The organism is Nocardioides hwasunensis (genome assembly GCF_014779665.1).
GTDB lineage: Bacteria > Actinomycetota > Actinomycetes > Propionibacteriales > Nocardioidaceae > Nocardioides > Nocardioides hwasunensis.
In genome coordinates, this window is the sequence record NZ_JACXYY010000003.1 from 502810 (window position 1) to 522993 (window position 20184).

Genomic DNA, 20184 nt, shown 5'->3' on the forward strand with positions numbered 1-20184 from the left:
TCGACACCACGGTCCGCCCCGGGTGAGGATCGACGCCATGGGATCTCCCGGCAGCGCAGCCTTCTACGCCGTCCGCGACCGCATCGCCTGACGACGCGAGTGCTGCCCGGACCACCCGGGCCCGCCTCGCGCCGTCACCGAGTCGTCCTCGCACCTCGGAGCGGCCGCTGCGCCCTGCCCCGCGCACCGCGCCAGGTGCTTCCCCTCGATCCGGGAGCACACCCATGTCTCGTTCCACCTCTCGCTCGGTCCACGGTGGCCGCCACGAGCTCGGCCAGAACTTCCTCCACCACGCGCCCACCCTCGACCGCATCGCCCGGCTCGTCGCCGACACCGACGGTGCGATCATCGAGCTCGGCGCCGGTGACGGCGCCCTCACCCGCGTCCTGGTCGGCCTCGGCCGCGACGTCACCGCCATCGACCTCGACGAGCACCTCGTGCGACGCCTGCGCACCGCCGTGCCGGACGCCCGCGTCGTGCACGCCGACGCGCTCACCCACCCGCTCGACCGCCCGGTCGTCGTCGGCAACGTCCCCTTCCACCTGACCACTCCCATCCTGCGGCGGCTGCTGCGCGAGCCCGCCTGGGAGCACGCGGTCCTGCTCGTCCAGTGGGAGGTGGCACGCAAGCGCGCCGGGGTCGGTGGCGGCACGATGATGACCGCGCAGGCAGCACCGTGGTTCGACGTCGGGCTCGCCGGCCGCGTGCCCGCCCACGGCTTCACGCCGAAGCCGTCCGTCGACGGGGGCCTGCTGCGGATCGAGCGCCGCCCCGAGCCACTCGTGCCACCCGCACGGCGTACGGCCTACGAGCGGTTCGTGCACGGCGTCTTCACCGGCCGCGGCGGTTCGCTCCACCGCATCCTCCAGGCGGCCGCGCGCGTCGACGCCCGACGTGCGGACCTGGCGATGGAGCGCGCCCAGATCGATCGGCGCAGCCTGCCGCGCGACCTGACGCCGCGCCAGTGGGCCGACCTGTGGCACGCCGTGCGGGGCTGACCGGCGCCGCGCGTTCTGCTCTGAGCAGAACAACGGCGGCACGTCGACGCTGCGGGGCTAGATTCGGTCCATGGGCGAGATCCTGGAGTTCCCCGCACCCGCACCGGCCGCGCCGGGTGAGCGGTCCGAGCAGCCCGAGCCCCTGTGGCGCGAGCTGGTCGGACGCGAGGTGCGTCGCGAGCGCGTGCGTCGCGGCGAGCGACTCGTCGACGTCTCCGGGCGTGCCGGCGTCTCCACGCAGTACCTCTCCGAGGTCGAGCGCGGTCTCAAGGACCCGTCCTCGGAGATGCTGCAGGCGATCGCCGGCGCGCTGGACCTGAGTGTCCGCGAGCTCGCCACCCGGGTGTCGGCCCCCACGGCGCTGGCGCTCGCCGCCTGAGCCGCCTCCGGCGTCAGCCCAGCGCCGGGCCTTGCTCGTGCAGGACGGCGTCGACGATGCCGTAGTCGACCGCGGCCACGCCCGGCAGCACGAGCGTGCGGTCGGTGTCCTGCCGCACCTGCTCGGTCGTACGCCCGGTGTGCCGCGCCAGGATCTCCTCGAGCTCCAGCCTGACCCGGGCCACCTCGTCGGCCTCCAGGATCAGGTCGGGCACGGTGCCGCGTCCCTGGGTCGCCGGCTGGTGGAGCACGACCCGGCCGTGCGGCAGGATCGCCCGGCTGCCCTCCGATCCCCCGGCCAGCAGCACCGCCGCCGTCCAGGCCGCCTGCCCCACGCAGACCGTCTCCACGCGCGGCTTGACGAACTGCATGGCGTCGTAGATCGCGAGCATCGCCGAGATCGAGCCGCCGGGTGAGTTGATGTAGAGGCTGATCGGCCGGTCCGGGTTCTCCGAGGACAGGTGCAGCAGCTGCGCGATGACCGCGTTGGCGACGCCGTCGTCGATCTCGGTGCCGAGGTAGACGATGCGCTCGGACAGCAGCCGGGAGTAGAGGTCGAGGGTGCGCTCGCCCCGTGGCGTCTGCTGGACGACGTACGGGATCGTGTAGGTGCTCATCGGGCACCCGCCAGACCGGCTCCGGCCAGACCGACGGGGCGCTGCTGCGCCGGCGTCACGTGGTCGAGCGAGGTGATCACCTGGTCGACGAAGCCGTAGGCCAGCGCGTCCTCGGCGGTGAACCAGCGGTCGCGCCGTGAGTCGCCTTCGATCGTCTCCCGGCTCTGGCCGGTGTGCTGCGCGACCAGACCGATCACGGTGTCGCGCGTCAGGCGCAGGTCGTCGGCCTGGATCTCGATGTCCACCGCGGTCCCGCCGATCACTGCGGACCCCTGGTGCAGCAGCACCCGTGAGTGCGGGAGCGCGTAGCGCTTGCCGGGCGTCCCGGCCGACAGCAGGAACTGACCGGCACTGGCGGCCATGCCCATCGCGAGCGTGCTGACGTCGTTCGGGATCAGCGTCATCACGTCGTGGATGGCCAGCATCGCCGAGACCGAGCCGCCGGGTGAGTTGATCCAGAGGCTGATGTCGGCGCGCGGGTCCTCCGCGGAGAGCAGCAGCAGCTGGTGCATCAGCCGGTTGCCGTTGCCCTCGCGCAGCTCGTCGCCGAGGACGATGATGCGTTGGTGCATGAGGCGGCGGACCAGCTCGTCCTCGATGCGTTCTGACGTGGGATTCATGCTCATGCCCCCACAGTGGCCGGCACTCCCGGTCCACCACAGGGTGTCCTGCCGTGGGCGGATCCGCCTGCAGCTGATCGTCACCCGGCCGCGGTCGTCGCCTCCTCGAGGTCGCCCAGCAGCGGTGTGCTCCGCAGCTTCGTCGCCAGTGCCGCGGCCAGGCTGGCGGCCAGACCGAAAGCGGCCACGCGCAGCGCCCAGTCCGTGCCGACCGTCTCGGCCAGCACTCCGCCCAGTGCGGCGCCCAGAGGGCTGCCGCCCCACGCGACCAGGCGAGCCGTCGTGTTCACCCGGGACTGGAGGACCGCAGGTGTGACCACCTGGCGGGTGACGATGCCGTTGACGATGAGCGTGGTCGAGGCGAGGTGGAAGGCGGCGACCGCCACCAGCGCCGGCACCAGCCGCCCGCTGGCCGACAGGGCGAGCACGCCGACGAGGGCGACGGCGAAGCCGCCCGTGGTGATCGCCCCCACCGCCACGCGCCGCTGCAGCCGGGGAAGCATCGTGCTCGCCAGGAGCGAACCGGCTGCTCCGGCAGCGAAGAGCCAGCCGATCCGCGCGTCGTCGGCGCCGAGGCCCAGCTGCTGCACACCGACCACGACCAGCAGGCCCGTCACCGCTCCGCCCGCGAGGCTGTTGCCGATCCCGAGCAGGGTGAGCCGTCGCACCAGGGCGTGGTCGCGGATGAAGGCCAGACCCTCACCGATCTCGACCCGGAGCCGACGCCGCACCGGCGGTGGCGCGTCCGTCGCCGGCACCGCCAGCCCGGCGAGGACAGCGGCCGAGACGGCGTACGCCACTCCGTCGACGCCCAGGACCACCGCGGGCCCCAGCACGACGACGAGGACGCCGCTCACGACCGGTCCCACGAGCCCGAGCGTGGTTCCGACCGTCACCAGGACCGAGGTGGCCGACGGGATCCGCTCACGCTCGACCAGTGCCGGGACGAGCCCGAAGGTGGCGGCGTCGGTGAACACGAACGCCGTCGACACGACCGCCGCGACGGCCAGCACCTGCCCGACGGACAGCACACCGACCCACGTCGCCAGCGGGACGGTCAGCAGGGCGCCGGCGCTGAGCACCTCACCGACCACCAGGGTCCGGCGACGGTCCCATCGGTCGGCGAGCGCACCCGCGGGCAGCCCGACGACGAGGTAGGGAAGGGTCTCGACGACCGCGGTCAGGGCGGTCCAGGCAGCGCTCCCGGTCAGCTGGAACACCAGGATCGGCATCGCGACCTGCGCGAGGGTCCCACCCGCCATCGCGACGGTGCGGGCGAGGAGGAACCGGCGATAGTCCGGGACCTCCCACGCGGACGCACTCACCCCTGGAGCTCGGGCACGGCCTCGTCGAGCACCAGGCCCAGCGAGATCGTGCCCCGTCCGGTGGCCCACACCCCGGCGTCGACCTCGACGACCCGGTCCTCACGCGCCGCGGTCATGCGCGCCCACACGGGGTCCTGCGCGAGTCGACCGGCCAAGGACTCCGCGTCGCTCCCCGACGAGAAGGTCTGGGCGAACACCACGTCCGGATCCACCTCGGCCACCTGCTCCACGGAGACGTTGGCGAAGGCATCGGCTGCGGCGGGCCACGGGTAGTCACCGACCTCCGCGAGCAGTGAGCCCACCGGGGTCTCGACCGAGTCGACGCCGAGGCTTCCCGGCTCGCCGAACATCGACACCGTCGTGAGGCCGGTGGCCTCGAGGTCGGCGACCCGCTGCTCGAACGCCACCGCCGCCGCCTCGGCCTCGTCCTCGGTGCCGGTCAGCTCACCGACCAGACGCAGGAACGCCACCGAGTCCTGCCACGAGCGCGGGTCGACCAGGTAGAGCGGCGCGACCTCCTCGACCGCCTCGCGCAGTCCGTCGTGCGCGCCACTCAGTCCGATCACCAGGTCCGGCTCGCTCAGCGCGACGTCCTCGACGTTCTCCTCGCCGAAGCCGCCGGTGATCTCGCGCATGTCGGAGCCCGGACCGACATAGCGGTCGTCGAGCGCCAGCTGGTCACGGTAGGCGACCGGAGTGATGCCGACCTCGACCAGCGCGTCGACGCAGATCATGGTGAGGCACGCGATGCGCTCGACCGGCCCCTCGAGGCTCACCTCCGCTCCGGCGTCGTCGGTCAGGGTCCGCGCGCCGGTGTCGGCGGAGCCGGCAGGACCGGCGTCGCCCGTCGCGTCCTCGGTGCTGGCGCAACCGGCGACGACGGGCAGCAGCACGGCGGTCAGGGCGAGCGCGGCGGCTCGGGTCAGGGTCATGGTGGGTCCTCTCGAAGTCGGAATGCGCATGATAACCATTCTCATGTACGGTCTCGATCCGTGTACCGCTCCCTCGTCGTCGCTGCCGGTGCTGCGGCCCTGCTGGCAGCGGCGCTGCTCACCTCGCTCGCGGTCGGCGCCGCGACCCTGTCGCCGCCCGAGCTGCTGCTGGCGCTGACCGACCCCCAGCACCCGGTGCACGTGTCGGCACTCCACGTGCGCCTCCCGCGTGCGCTGCTCGGCGCGGTCGCGGGCGCCGGCCTGGCGGCCGCGGGTGTGCTGCTCCAGGACGCCTTGGGCAACCCCGTCGCCGGACCCGAGCTGCTGGGTGTGTCGTCCGGTGCGGCGGTGGTCGCGGCGACGGCCACGGTCCTCCACCTCCCGGTGCCGCTGCAGGTGCTGCCGCTGCTCTCGCTCGCCGGGGCGCTGGCCGCCGGCCTGGTGGTGGTCCTCGCCGTCGGACCGGGCTCCGGCCCCGGGGCGTCCACGAGGGTCGTGCTCGTCGGCGCGGCCGTCACCGCCGCCTGCGGGGGCGTGGTGGTGGCAGTGATCGGGCTCGGCACGGAGGGCGACGTGGTGCTGCTCATGCGCTACCTCCTCGGCAGCCTGAGCGCTCGCGGGTGGAACGACCTCGCCGTCGTGGCGCTGGGCGTCGTACCGGCCCTGCTCGCGGCGCTGCTCCTCACCCGTTCCGTGGCCGCCCTGCGCCTCGGCGACCACGTCGCGACCGGGCTGGGGGTCTCCGTGGCCCGGGTCCGGCTGATGGCGCTGCTGGTCGCCTCCCTCGCCGCCGCGACCGTGGCCGCGATCTGCGGGCCCGTGGCCTACGTCGCGCTGCTCGCACCACACGTGGCACGGGCAGCGGCCGGCACCACCTCCACCCCGCTCGTGCTGCTGGTGGCCGCTCCCGTCGGCTCGACCCTGCTCGTGGTCGCCGACCTGGCTTCCCGGACCGCCTTCTACCCCGTCGAGGTCCCGGTCGGCATCGCCACGACGCTGGTCGGCGTGCCGCTCCTCGCCCTGCTCACCCTGCGCGGGCGGCCCGCATGAGTCGGTTGCTCCGTGCCGTGCTCCTGGTCCTCTCGGCAGCGTCGGTGGCCGTCGGCCTGGTGGCGGCGCACCTGCTCGTCGGACGCTCGGAGCTGTCCGCGGGCGAGGTGGTCGAGGTGCTGACCGGACGCTCGGACCACGGCGCCGCCCGGGTGATCGTGCTCAGGTACCGCCTCCCGCGGGTGCTCCTGGGCCTCGGCGCCGGTGCGCTGCTGGCAATGTCCGGCGTGCTCGTGCAGGCAGTCGTGCGCAACCCCCTGGCCGAGCCCGCGACGACCGGCGTGGGCTCGGGCGCGGCCCTCGGCGTCGTGGCGGCGACGATGCTCGGGTTCCACGCGACGTACGCCGCCGCGCTGGTCGGTGCACTCGGCGCCGGCCTCCTGCTGCTCCTGCTCGGGCGCCGCTCCCCCGCCGTGGCGGGCATCCTCCTGGGTGCCGTGCTCGCAGCCGTCACCGCGCTGCTCCTCGTCGTCGACTCCAGCCCCACGTCGTCGGTGATGCGCTGGCTGGTCGGCTCGCTCAACGCGCGCACGGCCGGCGACTGGTCGGCGCTGTGGCCGTGGCTGGCCACGCTGCCCGTCGCCGCCTGGCTGCTCGCGCCCTGGATGAACGCGTGGGCGCTCGGAGCCGCCCAGGCGATCAGCCTGGGCGTGCCGGTGCGCACCACCCGGGTCGTCGTCCTGGTCGTGGCCGTCGTGGCGGCAGCGGTCGCCATCGCCGCGGCCGGCGCGGTCGCGTTCGTGGGGCTGGTCGCCCCGCACGTCGCACGGCTGCTCGTGGGCTCCGACCACCGCCTGCTGGTGCCCGTGTCAGCCGCGCTCGGGGCCGTGCTGCTCGCGGGCTCGGACCTCATCGCCTTCTCGGTCGGCATCGACCTGCCGGGCGCGCGGGACGTGGCGGGCGTGCCCGTCGGCGCCGTCACCGCGCTGCTCGGCGCCCCCGTCCTGGTCCACCTCGTCCGCAAGGAGCTGCGTTGAAGGTCCCGACCGAGCCTGTCCTGCGAGCCCGCGCCCTCGGCGTCGGCTATCGCGACCGCCAGGTCATCCACGCCCTCGACCTGCGTATCGAGCCCGGCTCGGTGACCGCGCTGGTCGGCCCCAACGGGTCCGGCAAGTCCACGCTGCTGCACGCCCTGGCGCGGGTGCTGACACCCACCGACGGCGTCGTCGAGCTCGACGGCACACCGATCACGTCCCAGCGCAGCGTCGCGGTCGCGCGTCGGCTCGCGCTGCTGCCCCAGTCGGCTCTCGCGCCACCCGGCGCGACCGTCACCGAGGTGGTCGACCAGGGGCGCTACCCGAGGACAGGAGCCCTCGGGATGCTGCGCCGCGGTCCCGACGACGCCGTCCGCGAGGCGCTCGGGCTCACCGGGCTCGAAGACCTGGCCCGCACGCCCGTGGCACAGCTGTCGGGCGGGCAGCGGCAGCGGGTGTGGATCGCCATGGCCCTCGCGCAGCAGACCGACCTGCTGCTGCTCGACGAGCCGACCACCTACCTCGACGTGCGCCACCAGCTCGACCTCATGGAGCTCGTGGTCCGCCTGCGCGACGAGCAGGGGAAGACGATCGTCATGGTGCTGCACGACCTCAACCAGGCCGCACGCCACGCCGACCGGATCGTGGCGCTGCGCGACGGCCGGATCCTGGCCGACGGCCCGCCGGCCGAGGTGCTGACACCGCGCGTGCTCCACGAGGTGTTCGACATCGACGCGCTGGTGCTCACCGACCCGGTCACCTCGCGTCCGATGTTCGTCGCACGCTAGATCACGTCTCACGCCTCGTGGACGCACTCCCCGTCGATCCAGGTCGAGCGGACGCGCGCGGCGCCGATCTCGTCGGGTGTCGCGAAGGGGTCGCGGTCCAGCACGACGAGGTCGGCGACGGAGCCCGGCGCGATCGTGCCGGCGTCGTCACGGTGGTTGACCCACGCCGACCCGCTCGTGTAGGCGGCGAAGGCCACCTCGATCGGCAGCGCCTGCTCGGGGAGGAACGGGTCGGTGCCTGCCGGCGCCGGCTCGCCGTACGCCGTGCGGTGCACCGCGGTGTGGATCGCAGCCAGCGGGTCGGGGGTGCTCACCGGCCAGTCACTTCCGGCCACGAGCCGCGCCCCGGTCCGGTGCAGGTCGCCGAAGGGGTACTGCCGCGCCGCCCGCGCCGCACCGAGGAAGGGGACCGTCAGCTCGGTCATCTGGTCGTCGTGGCACGCCCAGAGCGCCTGGATGTTGGCGGCGACGCCGAGGGCGGCGAACCGGCCCACGTCGTCGGGGTGCACGAGCTGGAGGTGGGCGACGTGGTGGCGCCGGTCGGGACTCGTGCCCTCGAGGGCGTCCAGCGCCTCGCGCACGCCGCGGTCGCCCAGGCCATGGACGTGCACCTGGAAGCCGTGCCGGTCGAGCTCGGCGACGTGTCCGCGCAGTGCGGCGGGATCGACGAACGAGATGCCCGCGTTGCCCGTCGCATGGCCGCACCGGTCGAGGTAGGGCTCGACGAGCGCGGCTGTCTGGTTCTCGGCGACACCGTCCTGCATGATCTTGACCGCGCTCGCGACGAATCGTCCGCGTGACCACTCCGTCCGCTTCGCCACGAGCTCGGCGACCTGCTCGCTGCCCCGGCTCCGGTCCCACCACAGGGCGCCGACCACCGTGCCGGTGAGGTCACCGGTGCCGGCTGCCCGGGCGTACGTCGGTCCGCCGTCGCGCATGTTGGCGTAGGTCCCGACGATCGCGTCCTGCCAGCTCGTGACCCCGAGCGAGTGAAGGAACCGCTGGCCCTCCATCAGTCCGGCGTGCATCGCGGCGTCGTCGGCGGCGGGCAGCACGTGGGCGATCAGGTCCATCGCGCCCTCGTGCAGCACCCCCGTGGGCTCGCCGTCGGCATCGCGCTCGATGCGCCCGTCGAGCGGGTCCGGGGTGGCACGGGTGATCCCAGCGAGCTCCAGCGCGCGGGAGCTGATCCACATCCCGTGGTGGTCGCGGTTGACCAGCGCGACCGGGCGGTCGGGCACGGCCTCATCGAGCGCCGCTGCGGTCGGGAGTCCTCCGGGGAACGCGGCCATCGCCCAGCCGCCGCCCTGCACCCACTCCCGTCCGGGGTGCGAGGCGGCATACGCCTGCACGTGAGCGAGGTAGCGACCGCTGTCGACCGGCAGCTCGCTCAGATCACAGCCGAGCCGCTCGAGACCGCCCTGGATCGGGTGGACGTGGGCGTCGGTGAAGCCGGGCAGCAGCAGAGCGCCGGCGACGTCGACGACCCGCGCACCCGAGGTGGCGATGTCCTCACCGATCGCGCGGACCCGGCCGTGCTCGACGACCACGTCGCCGACGCGGCCGCGATAGGCGTGCCCGTCGAAGACGACGGCGTTGCGGAAGACCGTGGTGCTCACCGGCCCATCCTGCGTCACGCACGCCGACCGAGGCGTCAGCCGCGCGAGACATGATCACCTGACGACGGAGGAAGTCGATCCGGGCGTTCGCGTGGGACGATCGGCATCTCCTTGTGGAGCGAGGCGAGGGCGCCGCCCAAGCACACCCGAACACCGCCGCACCGGCCACCGGCGGACCCGGGAGCAGCGGTCACCGGGTGATCGTCGTGGACGTGGGTACCCCGCAGACATGTCTCTTCGCATCGCCCTCGCCAACCACGACGAGGTCGTCGTCCTCGGCGTGACCTACGCCCTCGCCCGCTACGGCCGGGACATGGAGCTGGTCGAGCTGCGAGCCACCGGCGCGGCGCCCGTCGACCTGGTCCTGCACGACCCCGCCTCCGGCGTGCCGGGCCCGCACGCCGTCATGGACCGCCTGGTCGCCGACCCCCAGGTCGGACGCATCGTGGCGTTCACGTGGAGCGTCGAGTCGTACGCCGCCGGCTGGCTGTCCGCCCACGGCTACGACGCGTGCCTGTCCATCCGGCTCCCCGGCGTGACCCTCGTCGACTCGCTGTGCGCCGTCCACCGCGGCCGCCCGGTGCACGAGTCCCCGCACGGTCCGACCGGGACCGGGTCGGCGCAGCCGGGGTTCGCCTGGCCCGAGTCGGACTTCCCCGGCCAGGAGGCCGGACTCACCGCCCGCGAGGCGGACGTGCTCTCCCTCATCTCCAGCGGGCTCAGCAACCGGGAGATCTCGACCCAGCTGAACCTGTCGATCAACTCGGTGAAGACCTACATCCGGGGCGCCTACCGCACGATCGGGGTCGACAGCCGGACGAAGGCGGTGCTGTGGTCGATCATGCACGGCCTGCGCACCCCGACCGCGCCGCCGGACGACGCCGGCAGCCGAGCACGCGGCGCCGCTCCCCCGCGAATCCCCTAGTCACCGAGGTCCGATACGTTCGCTGACCATGTCGACCGTCGCCAGCACCGAACAGGAACGCGGCCTCGCCCGCCTCGCCCAGCGCAGCGCGGCGTGGACCGAGAAGTGGTTCCCAGACGCCTACGTCTTCGCCCTCGCGGGCGTGGTCATCGTCTGCGTGGCAGCGATGGTCAACGGCGCCAGCCCGGTCACCGTCGCGGAGACCTTCGGCGGCGGCTTCTGGGACCTGGCCACCTTCACCCTGCAGATGGCGATGGTCGTGCTGACGGGCTACGTCGTCGCGACCTCGCCGCCGGTCGCCCGGATCATCGAGCGGATCGCGCTCTATCCCTCGACGCCGCGCGGCTCGGTCGCCTTCGTCGCGCTGCTGTCGTGCCTGGTCTCGATGCTCAACTGGGGCCTGAGCCTGGTCTTCAGCGGCCTGCTCGCCCGGGCGATCGCGAGGCGCACCGACCTGCGGGCGGACTACCGCGCGCTCGGGGCGGCGGCGTACCTCGGCCTCGGAGCCGTCTGGGCCCTCGGCCTCTCCTCGTCGGCCGCCCAGCTCCAGGCGACGGCGGCCTCGCTGCCGCCCGAGCTGCTGGAGATCACCGGCGTGCTCGACTTCGGCGCGACGATCCTCACCTGGCAGTCGCTCGTGATGGCCGCGGTCCTGATCGCGCTGAGCGTCGCCGTCGCGTGGGCGTCCGCGCCGCAGGGCAAGGCCGTGAAGACCGCCGACGACATGGGCATCGACCTGTCCGACGAGGTCGCGCCGCCGAGTGGGCGCACCCGCCCGGGCGAGTGGCTGGAGTACTCCCGCATCCTGCCGATCCTCGTGGGCCTGCTCACGCTCGGCTGGCTGGTCCAGCAGCTCGCCACCCTGCCGTTCCTCACCGTGATCAGCAGCCTCAACGGCTACCTGATGGTCTTCCTCATCCTCGGGCTCGTGCTCCACGGGACGCCGCGCGGCTTCCTCAACGCCGTCGCTCGTGCGGTCCCGACCACCGCCGGCGTTCTCGTGCAGTTCCCGCTGTACGCCGCCATGGCCGCCGTCCTGACCCGCGCCGAGGGCCGCGGCGGGGTCACCGTCTCGCACCACCTGGCCGACCTGTTCACCAGCATCGGCGGTGGTGGCGCCTTCGCGATCGTCATCGCGATCTACACCGCCCTGCTCGGCCTGCTGGTCCCCTCCGGCGGCGGCAAGTGGCTGGTCGAGGCGCCCTACGTCATGCAGTCGGCGACCGACGTCGGCATGAACCTCGGCTGGACGGTGCAGATCTACAACGCCGCCGAGGCCCTGCCCAACCTCGTCAACCCGTTCTTCATGCTGCCGCTGCTCGCGGTGCTCGGCGTGCGGGCGCGTGACCTCGTCGGCTTCACGTTCCTGCAGTTCCTCTTCCACCTGCCGGTGGTGCTGCTGCTGCTCTGGTTGCTCGGCATGACCTTCGAGTTCGTCCCGCCGGTGATGCCATGAGCACCGGCGCGCACCTCGCCGACGTCGTCGCGCCGACGGGCACGCTCCGCGTCGTCGTCAACCTCGGCAACCCGGTCCTTGCGCAGGGCACGGCCCAGGAGCCGCGCGGGGTCACGGTCGCGATCGCCGGCTCGGTCGCGGACTGGCTCGGGGTCCCGCTCGAGCTGCACTGCGTTGACGCCGCCCGCGACTCCTACGCCGCCATCGTCGAGGGGCGCGTCGACCTCTGCTTCCTCGCCAACGAGCCGGCCCGTGAGGAGGGCGTCGTCTTCACCGCCCCCTACGTCCTCATCGAGGGGGTCTACGTCACCGATGCCGACTCGCCGCTGACGACGTCGGGCGAGGTCGATCGCGACGGCGTGCGGATCGGCGTGCGGCAGGGGTCGGCGTACGACCTGTTCCTCACCCGCAGCCTCCAGCACGCCGAGATCGTCCGCGCAGCCGAGGCGACCGACGTCTTCGAGGAGCAGGGCCTCGACGTGGCGGCCGGTGTGCGCCAGCCGATGGAGGACTACGTCGCGGCGAGCGGACGGCGGATCCTCGAGCCGGCGTTCATGGAGATCCGGCAGTCGGTCGGCCTGCCCCGCTCGCTCGACCCGGCCGCGGTGAGCGCGGTCGCGGCGCACCTCGAGCAGCTCAAGGCCTCCGGCTTCGTCCGCGACGAGCTCGCCCGCAGCGGCGTCGAGGCGACGGTGGCGCCGCCGGCCTGACCGCTGCGGGGTTAGCGTGGAGCCGTGGACGACGACCAGCTCCGGCGCGCGGCGGACGCGGCGATGCTGCCGATCGTCGCCTCGCTCGGAGCAGTCGGCGTGCTCGAGGCCCACTGGCTCCCCGACCGAGCCGGTGATCCCGTGGTGTGGATCCGCGTGCAGGACGAGGCCGGACGCGTCGCGGTGGAGTCCTACAGCTGGGTGCTCCCCCAGGTGCAGGCGATGCTGATGCGGCTCGGGCTGGCGCCGGAGAAGGTGCTCGCACTGCGGATGGAGGTCACCTCCGGCGAGGCGGAGGACCGGCTCTTCGCGGAGTGAGCCTCACTCGTCGCGACGCACCGAGGCCTCGATGGCCTCGTCGACCGCGTCGTTGAAGCGGGCCAGACCACCGGCGAGCTCGGCGACCGCCCGCTCCCCCAGTGTGCTCACGACCTCGCGCAGCCCCTCGGCCCGCGCCTGCGACTCGCGGCGGTAGGCCTCCTGGCCGGCCTCGGTCGCCCGCACCAGCATCGCCGGCGAGTCGCGGTGGTCGTAGCGCTCGATCCAGCCGCGGCCGACCGCGGCGTGCACCTGCCGGTTGATCGTCGACTGCTCGAGCTGGAGGTGCTCGGCGAGCCCACGCAGCGTGTGGGGTCCGTGCTCGACGACGAGCCAGAGGATCCTGAAGGCCGAGGCGTCCAGCGAGGTCGCCGACGATCCGGTCTCGCGTCGGCGGCCGAGTCTCATGAGCTCCTGCCGGAGGGCGGTCAGGGTCTCGTCCGTGACCCTGGACCCGTCAGGCGTGGGCACCGGCGGGGGTCTCGTCGGTGGTCTCGTCCGCTCTCTCGTCGGGGGCGCCACCGATCGCATCGGTCCGGCGCCGGACGACCGGCACGAGGGAGGCGAGCGCGACGCCGACGAAGGCGGCGACCGCGCCCACCACGAAGCACCAGCGGAAGGCCGACTCGCTCGGGACCGCGAACCCGCCCAGGTCGACGGTGCTGCTGGTGAGCAGCGTGGCCATCACGGCGGCGGCGAGCGTCGTCCCGGTCGAGCGCATCAGGCCGTTGACACCGACCGCGGAGCCCGCCTCGTGGGCAGGGACCGAGTCGAGGATCAGCGTGGGCATCGCGGCGTAGCCGATGCCGACCCCGGCGGAGGCGACGCAGGAGGCGACGAGCAGCTGCCACGGGGCGGCCATCATCACCAGCGCGACGAGGTAGCCCGCGCCGAGCACGGTCGCACCGATCATCAGCGTCCGCTTGGCCCCGATGCTCTTCATCAGGCTGCTCGAGACCGGGGCGAAGACCAGCATCATCAGGCCCGCGGGGGCCATCCACAGCCCGGCCGCGAGGATCGACTGCCCCAGCCCGTATCCGGTGGTCTCCGGCATCTGGAGCAGCTGGGGCACCACGATCGACTGCGCCATCATGCCGAAGCCGATCGCGACGGCGGCGAGGTTGGTCATCAGCACCGCGGGCGAGGCGGTGGTGCGCAGGTCGACCAGGGGCTCGGCCCGGCGGAGCTCGAAGGCGCCCCAGGCGAGCAGGACGACCACGCCGAGGACGATCGCGCCCCAGGTGCGGCCGCTGTCCCACCCCCAGGTGCTGCCCTTGGAGACACCCACGAGGAACGCCGAGAGGCCGATGGCCAGGCCGATGGTGCCCGGCACGTCGAGCGTGCCCTCGTGGCCGTCGTGCACGTGCGGGACCGCGAACCAGGTGAGGGCGGTGATGACCGCGGAGAGACCGGCCGCCACCCAGAAGAGCGTGTGCCAGTCACCGGAGTCGGCGATCCAGGCAGCCAGCGGCAGGCCGATCGCGCCGCCGACGCCGAGGGTGGCGCTCATCGTGGCGACTCCGGTCGAGGCCATGTCCGGCGGCGCGAACTGACGGATGAAGGAGATGCCCACCGGGATGAACCCCATCGCCAGACCCTGGAGCGCGCGGCCGACGAGGACCGGGACGAGCGAGTCGGAGAGGGCGCAGACCGCCGAGCCGACCGTGAGGAGGGCGGCGCTGGCGGCGAGGACGCGCTGCTTGCCGACCATGTCGGCGATGCGGCCGGCGACCGGCATGGTCACGGCCGCGGCGAGCAGCGTGATGGTGATGACCCACGACGCGTTGGACGCCGACGTGTCGAGCAGCTGCGGCAGCTCGCTCTGGATCGGGATCACCATGGTCTGGGTCAGGGCGGCGCTGAGACCGCCGACGCACAGGACCGCGATGGCGAGTCCCGGGCGCGAGGCGACATCCGTGCGAGAGGGCATGTGTGTAAGTTACACACGTTGCTCATGACAACCAATTCCCGCGACATCGGCGGGTGCGCCGTGTGCTCAGCGGCGCCGGATCCGGATCGGTCCCTTCGCGGTGGACGGGTCGACCACGCGCCCCTTCTGGGTGATCTCGACCTCGCCGCGGTCGACGAGACGGCGCGCCGCACGCCGGGCGGGCTCCATCAGCGCTCGCCACGCCTCCTCGTCCTCGCCGCCCACCAGGCGGGCCGCATCGGAGGGGCAGATCGTCGCGGTCCGGGCCCGCTGTCCCAGGAGCGTCGTGATCGCCTCCTCGAGCCGCTGGTCGACCGAGGAGACCCCTCGCCTGCGACAGGCGGTCGAGCAGTAGCGCACCGACTCCCAGTCGCGCTCCCACTTCTTGCGCCACTCGATCGTGCGACCGCACGACTGGCAGGTCTTCGGTGCGGGAGGCATGCGGCCAGTCTGCTCCTAGCGCACCAGCGAGGCGTAGAGGTCGGCGTGGAAGTCGGCGATGCGTGCTCGCTGGGCACGACGCTCGGCGACGGTGGCGGCACCCCAGCCCGGGTGTGCCACCGCGTCCTCGAGCGCTGCGCGCAGCGACGACCCGTCGAACCCGATGCCGTCGTTGCGGTAGGAGAAGACGGGAGCCTGGTCGGCGTAGTAGCCACAGTCGGGTGCCACGACGGTCGTGCCTACGTCGCGACAGGCCTCGAGCCACCCGGAGTGGGTGCCGAACCGGTAGGGCAGCACCGACACGTCCAACGACGCGAGGTAGGCGTACAGCTCGGCGTCGGTCATGAAGTCGTGGACGTGGAGGTCGACCAGCCCCCGGTCGGCCGCGAGGCGCAGCTGCCGGGCCAGGTGCGCGTCGTACCTGGCACCGTCGGGCTCCAGCACGTCGCGGTGGCCGTTGACCTGCAGCACGGCGTGCGGGGTCGCACTGACGAACGCCAGGATCGTCGAGAGCAGCTCCAGGGGGTTCATGCTGGCGCGGAGGCTCTTCACGTGCAGGCCGATGCGGGGGCCGCGCCGCCTGCTCCGCTCGCCCCGCAGGGCGACGCGGGCCATGGTGGCCAGGTCGACCACGTGGGGGTGCGGCACGACGTGCGCCGTGCGCCCCCAGCGCATCGTGATCTCCTCCGCGGCTCCCTCGGTCAGGGTCACGAGGGCATCGGCCGCCGGCACCAGCACGTCGAGCTGGGCGTCGTGCAGCGTGCGGTCCTCGTGGTGCGGGTTGCGCAGGTCGTGGACCGTGTAGACGATCGGCGTGCCCTTGCGGCGCAGGGCGTCGACCACCGTCTGCAGGCCCTCCGGCGACCACGCGTCGAAGCCGAACTGCAGGTGGAACACGTCGAAGTGCTCGCGCGCGATCCAGTCCGGGTCGAGCATGACCGGGGGCCACCACGTCTGCTGGGCCGGACGGCGCGGGTCGTCGGGGTCCGGGTCGGGCAGTCGGGTCACGCGCTCCTCCACCTCGGCGGCGAGATGACGGACGTAGACGTGCCGCCCCGGGACGGACGCCACGATGAGCGGGTCGGCGACCGGGGTCGTCATGCGAGGCTCCTGCGGGTCCATCCGCCGCCGGGCAGTCGGTCGACGAGCCCCAGCTCCTCGAACGCCTCCAGCCATCCGCCCATGGGCCAGCGCCCCCAGCGGCGGGCGAAGATCGCGCCGTTGCGGAGGATGGCGTCGAGGTGCTGCGTCGGCGGCGTCTCGGTGGGGTGGTGCTGGTGGTAGGCGCGGGCATCGCCGAGCCAGCCGAGCGTGCGCCCGGAGGCCACCCACGAGTGGCCCAGGTCGGTGTCCTCTCCCCCGTAGCCGGCGTACTCCTCCCAGAAGCCGCCGACTCGAGCCCACGCGTCGGCGTGCACGGCGTAGGACAGGGACCAGAACAGGTCCGGGTCGCCGCCGCTCCACCGCTGGCCCGGGCCCGGAGCGGGCCGCGCCGGGTGCGGGTCGTCGAGATCGGCGAGCCCCGACGGCTCGACCTCCCGCGCCGACGGCGGCAGGTAGGTCACCGGTCCCGACCACAGCACGTCGGGTTCCGAGCGGACGGCATCGGCGTACGACGCCACGAGCCCGGCGCCCACGAGGCAGTCGACGTCGAGGCCGATGACCACCGTGGCCCCGGCGTCGATCGCGACCGACGCGCCGAGGTTGCGGGATGCGGCCAGGGGCAGCCCGCGCTGGTCGGCCGGTCCACGAACCACCACGGTCGGGAGGGACCCCGCCGGCTGCCACGCCTCGAGCGTCGGGTCGTCCAACGCGACGACGACGTGGAGGTCGGGGTGACGGGTGCCCGCGAGCAACGACTCGCGTTGACGGCGCAGGTGCTCGTGCCGGCGGTGGGCGATGGTGACCACGGCCGTCATGTCGCTCACGACCTGATCCCCGCTGAGAGAGCGACGCTCGCGATGACGGCCACGAACCGGTCGGCGGCGCGTCCGTCGTGCCAGGGGTGCCAGCGGTCGGCGTCGAGCGCCGCCGTCTCGGCGAGGAGCTCGCTCCAGCCGGACGTGGGCAGGTGGGGCAGCACGCGGCACGGCCACTCGGGGCCGGCGAGGACCGCCGCGGTGGTGGCCTGCTCGTCGAAGGGGCGCGCCGACGGCACCACCACGGCGGGACGGCGGGCGGCGGCGACGTCCGCGACCGCACCCTGCCCTGCCTGGAGGACCACCACGTCGGCCGACTGCATGGCCGCCCCCGGGTCGTCGCTCCACTCCCCCGTGCCGCCGAGGACCTGCCAGGACCAGTCGGGGGTGTCGGCCATGATGCGTTCCACGTGCTCGCGTGACGGATGGCCACCCCCACGCCCGGACAGCAGCAGGGCCGAGCGGCGACCCACCGTCGCGGCCCGCGCCACTCCGACGGGCACGCGGGACAGCCCGCCCACCTGGTGGAGGCGGCCGCGGTCGACCGCGGTGAGTCCGCGCACCATGTCGCTGGCCTCCGGGGGCCACGCGGCCACCAGCGCGCTGCTCGCGGCGTACCCGGTCCGGTGGGCCCGGTCGCCACGGTCTCCCGGCATCACCACGGAGACGACCGGTACGCCGTGCAGGCGAGCGAGGAGCGCGACCTCGACCGAGACGTCGCTGACCAGGACGTCGGGCCGGGCACGGGCGATCCACGCCGAGATGGCAGCCATGCGACGACGCAGTCCCTCGTCGCCCCGGGGCGCCCAGTGCAGCGACCCGCCGGCAGTCGGGTCCGCCGGCGTCGCGCCGAGGTCGTCCCGGTCGAGCTGGACCCAGTCGCCGGGCCAGTCGTCAGGCGGGCCGAGCGTCGACAGACCCGTGACGGATGCCTGCTCCGCCACGGCGCGTGCCCGGTTGAGGTGCCCGGTGCCGACATGGTGGACGTAGTAGCCGATCACGCGGCCGGCTCCAGGAGGAGCGAGGCGAAGAGCGTCTCGTACTCGTCGACCATCCGCGCGAGCCCGTGGGCAGCGGTGGCGTGTGCCCGGACCGCACGTCGGTCGAGTCGCGCGGCGTCGTCGATCGCCCCTGCCAGAGCACCGATGTCGTGGGCAGCGGCGAGTCGCCCCGAGTCGGCGGTGACCACCTCGACCAGGCCGCCTCGCGCGTATCCCGCCACCGGCGTCCCGCACGACATCGCCTCCGCGGCCACCAGCCCGAACGGCTCGTCCCAGGTGGGGGTCACGAGTGCCACCTGCGAGGATCCCACCAGCTGACACAGGTCGCGCTGGCCGAGGTGGCCGGCGTAGCGGGCGTCTGCTCCCAGCCGGTGGCGGATCTCCGTCTCGAAGTAGTCCTCGTCCATGATCGGTCCGGCCAGCACGATCGCCCGGCCGCTCGCGCGGGCCGCGTCGATCGCCTCGTGGGGTGCCTTCTCCGGCGCGATCCGTCCGGACCAGACGGCGTCGAGGCCGCCCGGCCCCTCCGACCACCGGTCCGGGTCGACGCCGTTGAGGATGGTGCGGGTGGTCGTGGCGTGGGCCCATGCGCGACCCATGGCGGCGCTGACCGTGACGAAGGTGCTGCCGGCGCCGGCGATCTCGATCGCCGACTCCAGCCACGGGACGGGCGGCGTGTGCAGGATCGTCACCATCGGCACCGGCACGACCGGCGCCATCGCCACGGGCAGGTGGTGGAGGCTGTTGTTGAGCACCACGTCGAACTCCTGCCGACCGCTGCCCATGAGGCGCATCATCAGCGTCAGGTAGGCGTGGTGCTCCTGCATCCAGACCTCCGGAGGAGCAGCGACGTCCGCCCGTGCGGCTCGGCTGGCCCGGAACGGCGGCACGTCGAGGATCTCGACCGGGCACCCGAGGTGCGACCCGGGAGCGGCGAACACCGAGACGTGGTGGCCGCGCCTCTGGAGCTCGGTCGCGAGGGTCGACGTGTGCGCCTCGAGACCTCCCGCGAAGGGCTCACGGATCGGGAACCTGCTGGAGGCGATGAGACACACCCGCAACCCCCCGATCAACGGGCGTGCTCAGCGATCTGCAGACGGGACGCGGGAAACATGGGGCGCATGACGACTCCTAGGTGCGGGAGGCCTCGAGGCGAGGGCTCGCGCACGGGGGTACCCGTGTCCGGCGAGGTGATCCACGTGGCCCCCGTGAGGGTGTGGAGCAGACGTCGGGGAGATGACTAGGTTGGTGCTGCGGGGCACCTCCGGTGCCCGACCATCCCGGACCCCGATGGCGCAGTCCATCAGGCACGGAGGGCCCATGCGCAGCAGGCACAGCTTCGATCGAGCCAGCGCCGACCGCGAGCGCGTCACCGACGAGCTGACCGCGCGGCTCCGCGACGGTGGCGTGGCCCTCGACCCGGGCACGCACCGCGAGATCGTGCTCGAGCTGACGCTCGCCAACATGCCCGTCGCCCGCCGCATCGCCCGCAAGTTCGAGGGTCGCGGCTGTGATGCGGTCGACCTGGAGCAGACGGCGTACCTCGCGCTGGTCAAGGCAGCCCAGCGGTTCGACGCGGCGGCCGGTCACGACTTCCTCAGCTATGTGGTCCCCTGCATCACCGGCGAGGTCAAGCGGCTCTTCCGCGACCACGGGTGGATGGTGCGTCCCCCGCGAGCCGTGCAGGAGCTGCAGGCGCTCGTCGAGGTCGAGCGGACGCGGCCGATGCCGGTGACCGGCCGGCCGCCGAACGATCGCGACGTGGCAGCGCGGCTCGACGTCCCGCTCGACGCGGTGCGTCAGGCGCTGGCCGCCCGTGGTTGCTTCTCTCCGACGTCCCTGGACCGGCCAGTGCCGGGCACCGTGGACCTGGCGTTCGCCGACACCCTGGTGGACGGCCGCTCGGCGCAGGGCTACGCCTCGGCCGAGGCACGTGCCGTCCTCGGTCCCGGCCTGTCCGCACTCGGAGCGGCCGACCGCCGGCTGCTGCAGCTGAGCTTCGTCGAGGAGCGCACGCAACGTGAGATCGGTGACGAGCTCGGCCTGAGCCAGTCACAGGTCTCCCGCCTCATCCAGGACGTCCTCGGTCGGCTCCGCGACCACGTCGCGGGCACGACCCGAGCGACGATCGGGACGGCCGCGTGAGCGCAGGCGTAGGCTGACGCTCACAGCGGCGAACCGCG

At 73.4% G+C, this 20184-nt stretch carries 22 protein-coding genes; 10 read left to right on the forward strand and 12 right to left on the reverse strand.

Annotation, left to right across the window (positions count from 1 at the left end; all coding sequences use genetic code 11):
* The first annotated feature begins 224 nt into the window (after positions 1-224).
* Positions 225-998 carry a 23S ribosomal RNA methyltransferase Erm gene (gene erm, locus IEZ25_RS09430; RefSeq protein WP_191199130.1) on the forward strand — a complete coding sequence of 258 codons (774 nt, stop codon included), beginning with the start codon at positions 225-227 and terminating at the stop codon, positions 996-998.
* 70 nt (positions 999-1068) lie between these two features.
* Positions 1069-1377 carry a helix-turn-helix domain-containing protein gene (locus IEZ25_RS09435; RefSeq protein WP_191199131.1) on the forward strand — a complete coding sequence of 103 codons (309 nt, stop codon included), beginning with the start codon at positions 1069-1071 and terminating at the stop codon, positions 1375-1377.
* Between the two features lie 13 nt (positions 1378-1390).
* Here IEZ25_RS09435 and IEZ25_RS09440 read toward each other — a convergent pair whose 3' ends face one another.
* From IEZ25_RS09440 to IEZ25_RS09455, 4 genes are all read right to left on the reverse strand, one after another.
* The gene (locus IEZ25_RS09440) at positions 1391-1993 is read right to left on the reverse strand and encodes a ClpP family protease (protein ID WP_191199132.1); all 603 of its coding nucleotides are present in this window, start codon (positions 1991-1993) and stop codon (positions 1391-1393) included.
* Positions 1990-2619 carry a ClpP family protease gene (locus tag IEZ25_RS09445; protein ID WP_191199133.1) on the reverse strand — a complete coding sequence of 210 codons (630 nt, stop codon included), beginning with the start codon at positions 2617-2619 and terminating at the stop codon, positions 1990-1992. The genes IEZ25_RS09440 and IEZ25_RS09445 overlap by 4 nt, the downstream gene beginning before the upstream one ends.
* Before the next feature lie 74 nt (positions 2620-2693).
* Positions 2694-3938 carry an MFS transporter gene (locus IEZ25_RS09450; protein WP_191199134.1) on the reverse strand — a complete coding sequence of 415 codons (1245 nt, stop codon included), beginning with the start codon at positions 3936-3938 and terminating at the stop codon, positions 2694-2696.
* Complete coding sequence (locus IEZ25_RS09455) at positions 3935-4870, reverse strand: ABC transporter substrate-binding protein (protein WP_191199135.1); 936 nt, start codon at positions 4868-4870, stop codon at positions 3935-3937. Before IEZ25_RS09455 ends, IEZ25_RS09450 begins: the two co-directional genes overlap by 4 nt.
* Before the next feature lie 60 nt (positions 4871-4930).
* Between IEZ25_RS09455 and IEZ25_RS09460 the strand changes: the two genes are divergently transcribed.
* The 3 genes from IEZ25_RS09460 to IEZ25_RS09470 are packed head-to-tail and all read left to right on the forward strand — an operon-like array spanning position 4931 to position 7682.
* A complete protein-coding gene (locus IEZ25_RS09460; protein ID WP_191199136.1) occupies positions 4931-5920 on the forward strand; it encodes an iron chelate uptake ABC transporter family permease subunit in 990 nt (329 codons plus the stop codon).
* Positions 5917-6897, forward strand: a complete 981-nt coding sequence (locus IEZ25_RS09465; RefSeq protein WP_191199137.1) for a FecCD family ABC transporter permease — start codon at positions 5917-5919, stop codon at positions 6895-6897. Before IEZ25_RS09460 ends, IEZ25_RS09465 begins: the two co-directional genes overlap by 4 nt.
* Positions 6894-7682 carry an ABC transporter ATP-binding protein gene (locus IEZ25_RS09470; protein WP_191199138.1) on the forward strand — a complete coding sequence of 263 codons (789 nt, stop codon included), beginning with the start codon at positions 6894-6896 and terminating at the stop codon, positions 7680-7682. The genes IEZ25_RS09465 and IEZ25_RS09470 overlap by 4 nt, the downstream gene beginning before the upstream one ends.
* Before the next feature lie 8 nt (positions 7683-7690).
* On the opposite strand, the gene IEZ25_RS09475 is transcribed toward IEZ25_RS09470, so the two are convergent.
* The gene (locus IEZ25_RS09475) at positions 7691-9301 is read right to left on the reverse strand and encodes an amidohydrolase (RefSeq protein ID WP_191199139.1); all 1611 of its coding nucleotides are present in this window, start codon (positions 9299-9301) and stop codon (positions 7691-7693) included.
* Between the two features lie 229 nt (positions 9302-9530).
* Here IEZ25_RS09475 and IEZ25_RS09480 point away from each other — a divergent pair, with 229 nt between their 5' ends.
* Genes IEZ25_RS09480 through IEZ25_RS09495 form a run of 4 tightly spaced genes read left to right on the forward strand, consistent with a single transcriptional unit; the run spans position 9531 to position 12710 of the window.
* Positions 9531-10226, forward strand: coding sequence for a helix-turn-helix transcriptional regulator (locus tag IEZ25_RS09480; protein ID WP_191199140.1), 696 nt, complete (start codon positions 9531-9533; stop codon positions 10224-10226).
* 28 nt (positions 10227-10254) lie between these two features.
* Positions 10255-11682: a short-chain fatty acid transporter gene (locus tag IEZ25_RS09485; RefSeq protein ID WP_191199141.1), complete on the forward strand. Its 1428-nt coding sequence runs from the start codon at positions 10255-10257 to the stop codon at positions 11680-11682.
* Positions 11679-12392, forward strand: coding sequence for a transporter substrate-binding domain-containing protein (locus IEZ25_RS09490; protein ID WP_191199142.1), 714 nt, complete (start codon positions 11679-11681; stop codon positions 12390-12392). Before IEZ25_RS09485 ends, IEZ25_RS09490 begins: the two co-directional genes overlap by 4 nt.
* A 24-nt stretch (positions 12393-12416) precedes the next feature.
* Positions 12417-12710, forward strand: a complete 294-nt coding sequence (locus IEZ25_RS09495) for a hypothetical protein (protein WP_191199143.1) — start codon at positions 12417-12419, stop codon at positions 12708-12710.
* Between the two features lie 3 nt (positions 12711-12713).
* Here the strand turns inward: IEZ25_RS09495 and IEZ25_RS09500 are convergent, their stop codons facing one another.
* The 7 genes from IEZ25_RS09500 to IEZ25_RS09530 form a co-directional block, all read right to left on the reverse strand.
* On the reverse strand, positions 12714-13118 hold the full coding sequence (locus IEZ25_RS09500) for a MarR family winged helix-turn-helix transcriptional regulator (protein WP_191199144.1): 405 nt from the start codon (positions 13116-13118) through the stop codon (positions 12714-12716).
* A 49-nt stretch (positions 13119-13167) separates the two neighbouring features.
* Entirely contained in the window at positions 13168-14640 is a 1473-nt protein-coding gene (locus tag IEZ25_RS09505; protein WP_191199145.1) for an MFS transporter, read from the reverse strand.
* Positions 14641-14706: 66 nt separating this feature from the next.
* Positions 14707-15081: a DUF2256 and DUF3253 domain-containing protein gene (locus IEZ25_RS09510; RefSeq protein WP_191199146.1), complete on the reverse strand. Its 375-nt coding sequence runs from the start codon at positions 15079-15081 to the stop codon at positions 14707-14709.
* A 15-nt stretch (positions 15082-15096) separates the two neighbouring features.
* Complete coding sequence (locus tag IEZ25_RS09515) at positions 15097-16182, reverse strand: glycosyltransferase (RefSeq protein ID WP_191199147.1); 1086 nt, start codon at positions 16180-16182, stop codon at positions 15097-15099.
* Positions 16179-17009 carry a glycosyltransferase family 2 protein gene (locus IEZ25_RS09520; protein WP_224748685.1) on the reverse strand — a complete coding sequence of 277 codons (831 nt, stop codon included), beginning with the start codon at positions 17007-17009 and terminating at the stop codon, positions 16179-16181. The genes IEZ25_RS09515 and IEZ25_RS09520 overlap by 4 nt, the downstream gene beginning before the upstream one ends.
* Entirely contained in the window at positions 17006-18001 is a 996-nt protein-coding gene (locus IEZ25_RS22215) for a glycosyltransferase (protein WP_191199148.1), read from the reverse strand. Before IEZ25_RS22215 ends, IEZ25_RS09520 begins: the two co-directional genes overlap by 4 nt.
* Positions 17998-19056, reverse strand: a complete 1059-nt coding sequence (locus IEZ25_RS09530; protein WP_318152145.1) for a glycosyltransferase — start codon at positions 19054-19056, stop codon at positions 17998-18000. Before IEZ25_RS09530 ends, IEZ25_RS22215 begins: the two co-directional genes overlap by 4 nt.
* A gap of 265 nt (positions 19057-19321) precedes the next feature.
* Between IEZ25_RS09530 and IEZ25_RS09535 the strand changes: the two genes are divergently transcribed.
* Positions 19322-20146 (forward strand): sigma-70 family RNA polymerase sigma factor, encoded by an 825-nt coding sequence (locus tag IEZ25_RS09535; protein ID WP_191199149.1) that lies wholly within the window; start codon positions 19322-19324, stop codon positions 20144-20146.
* Positions 20147-20184 lie beyond the last annotated feature (38 nt).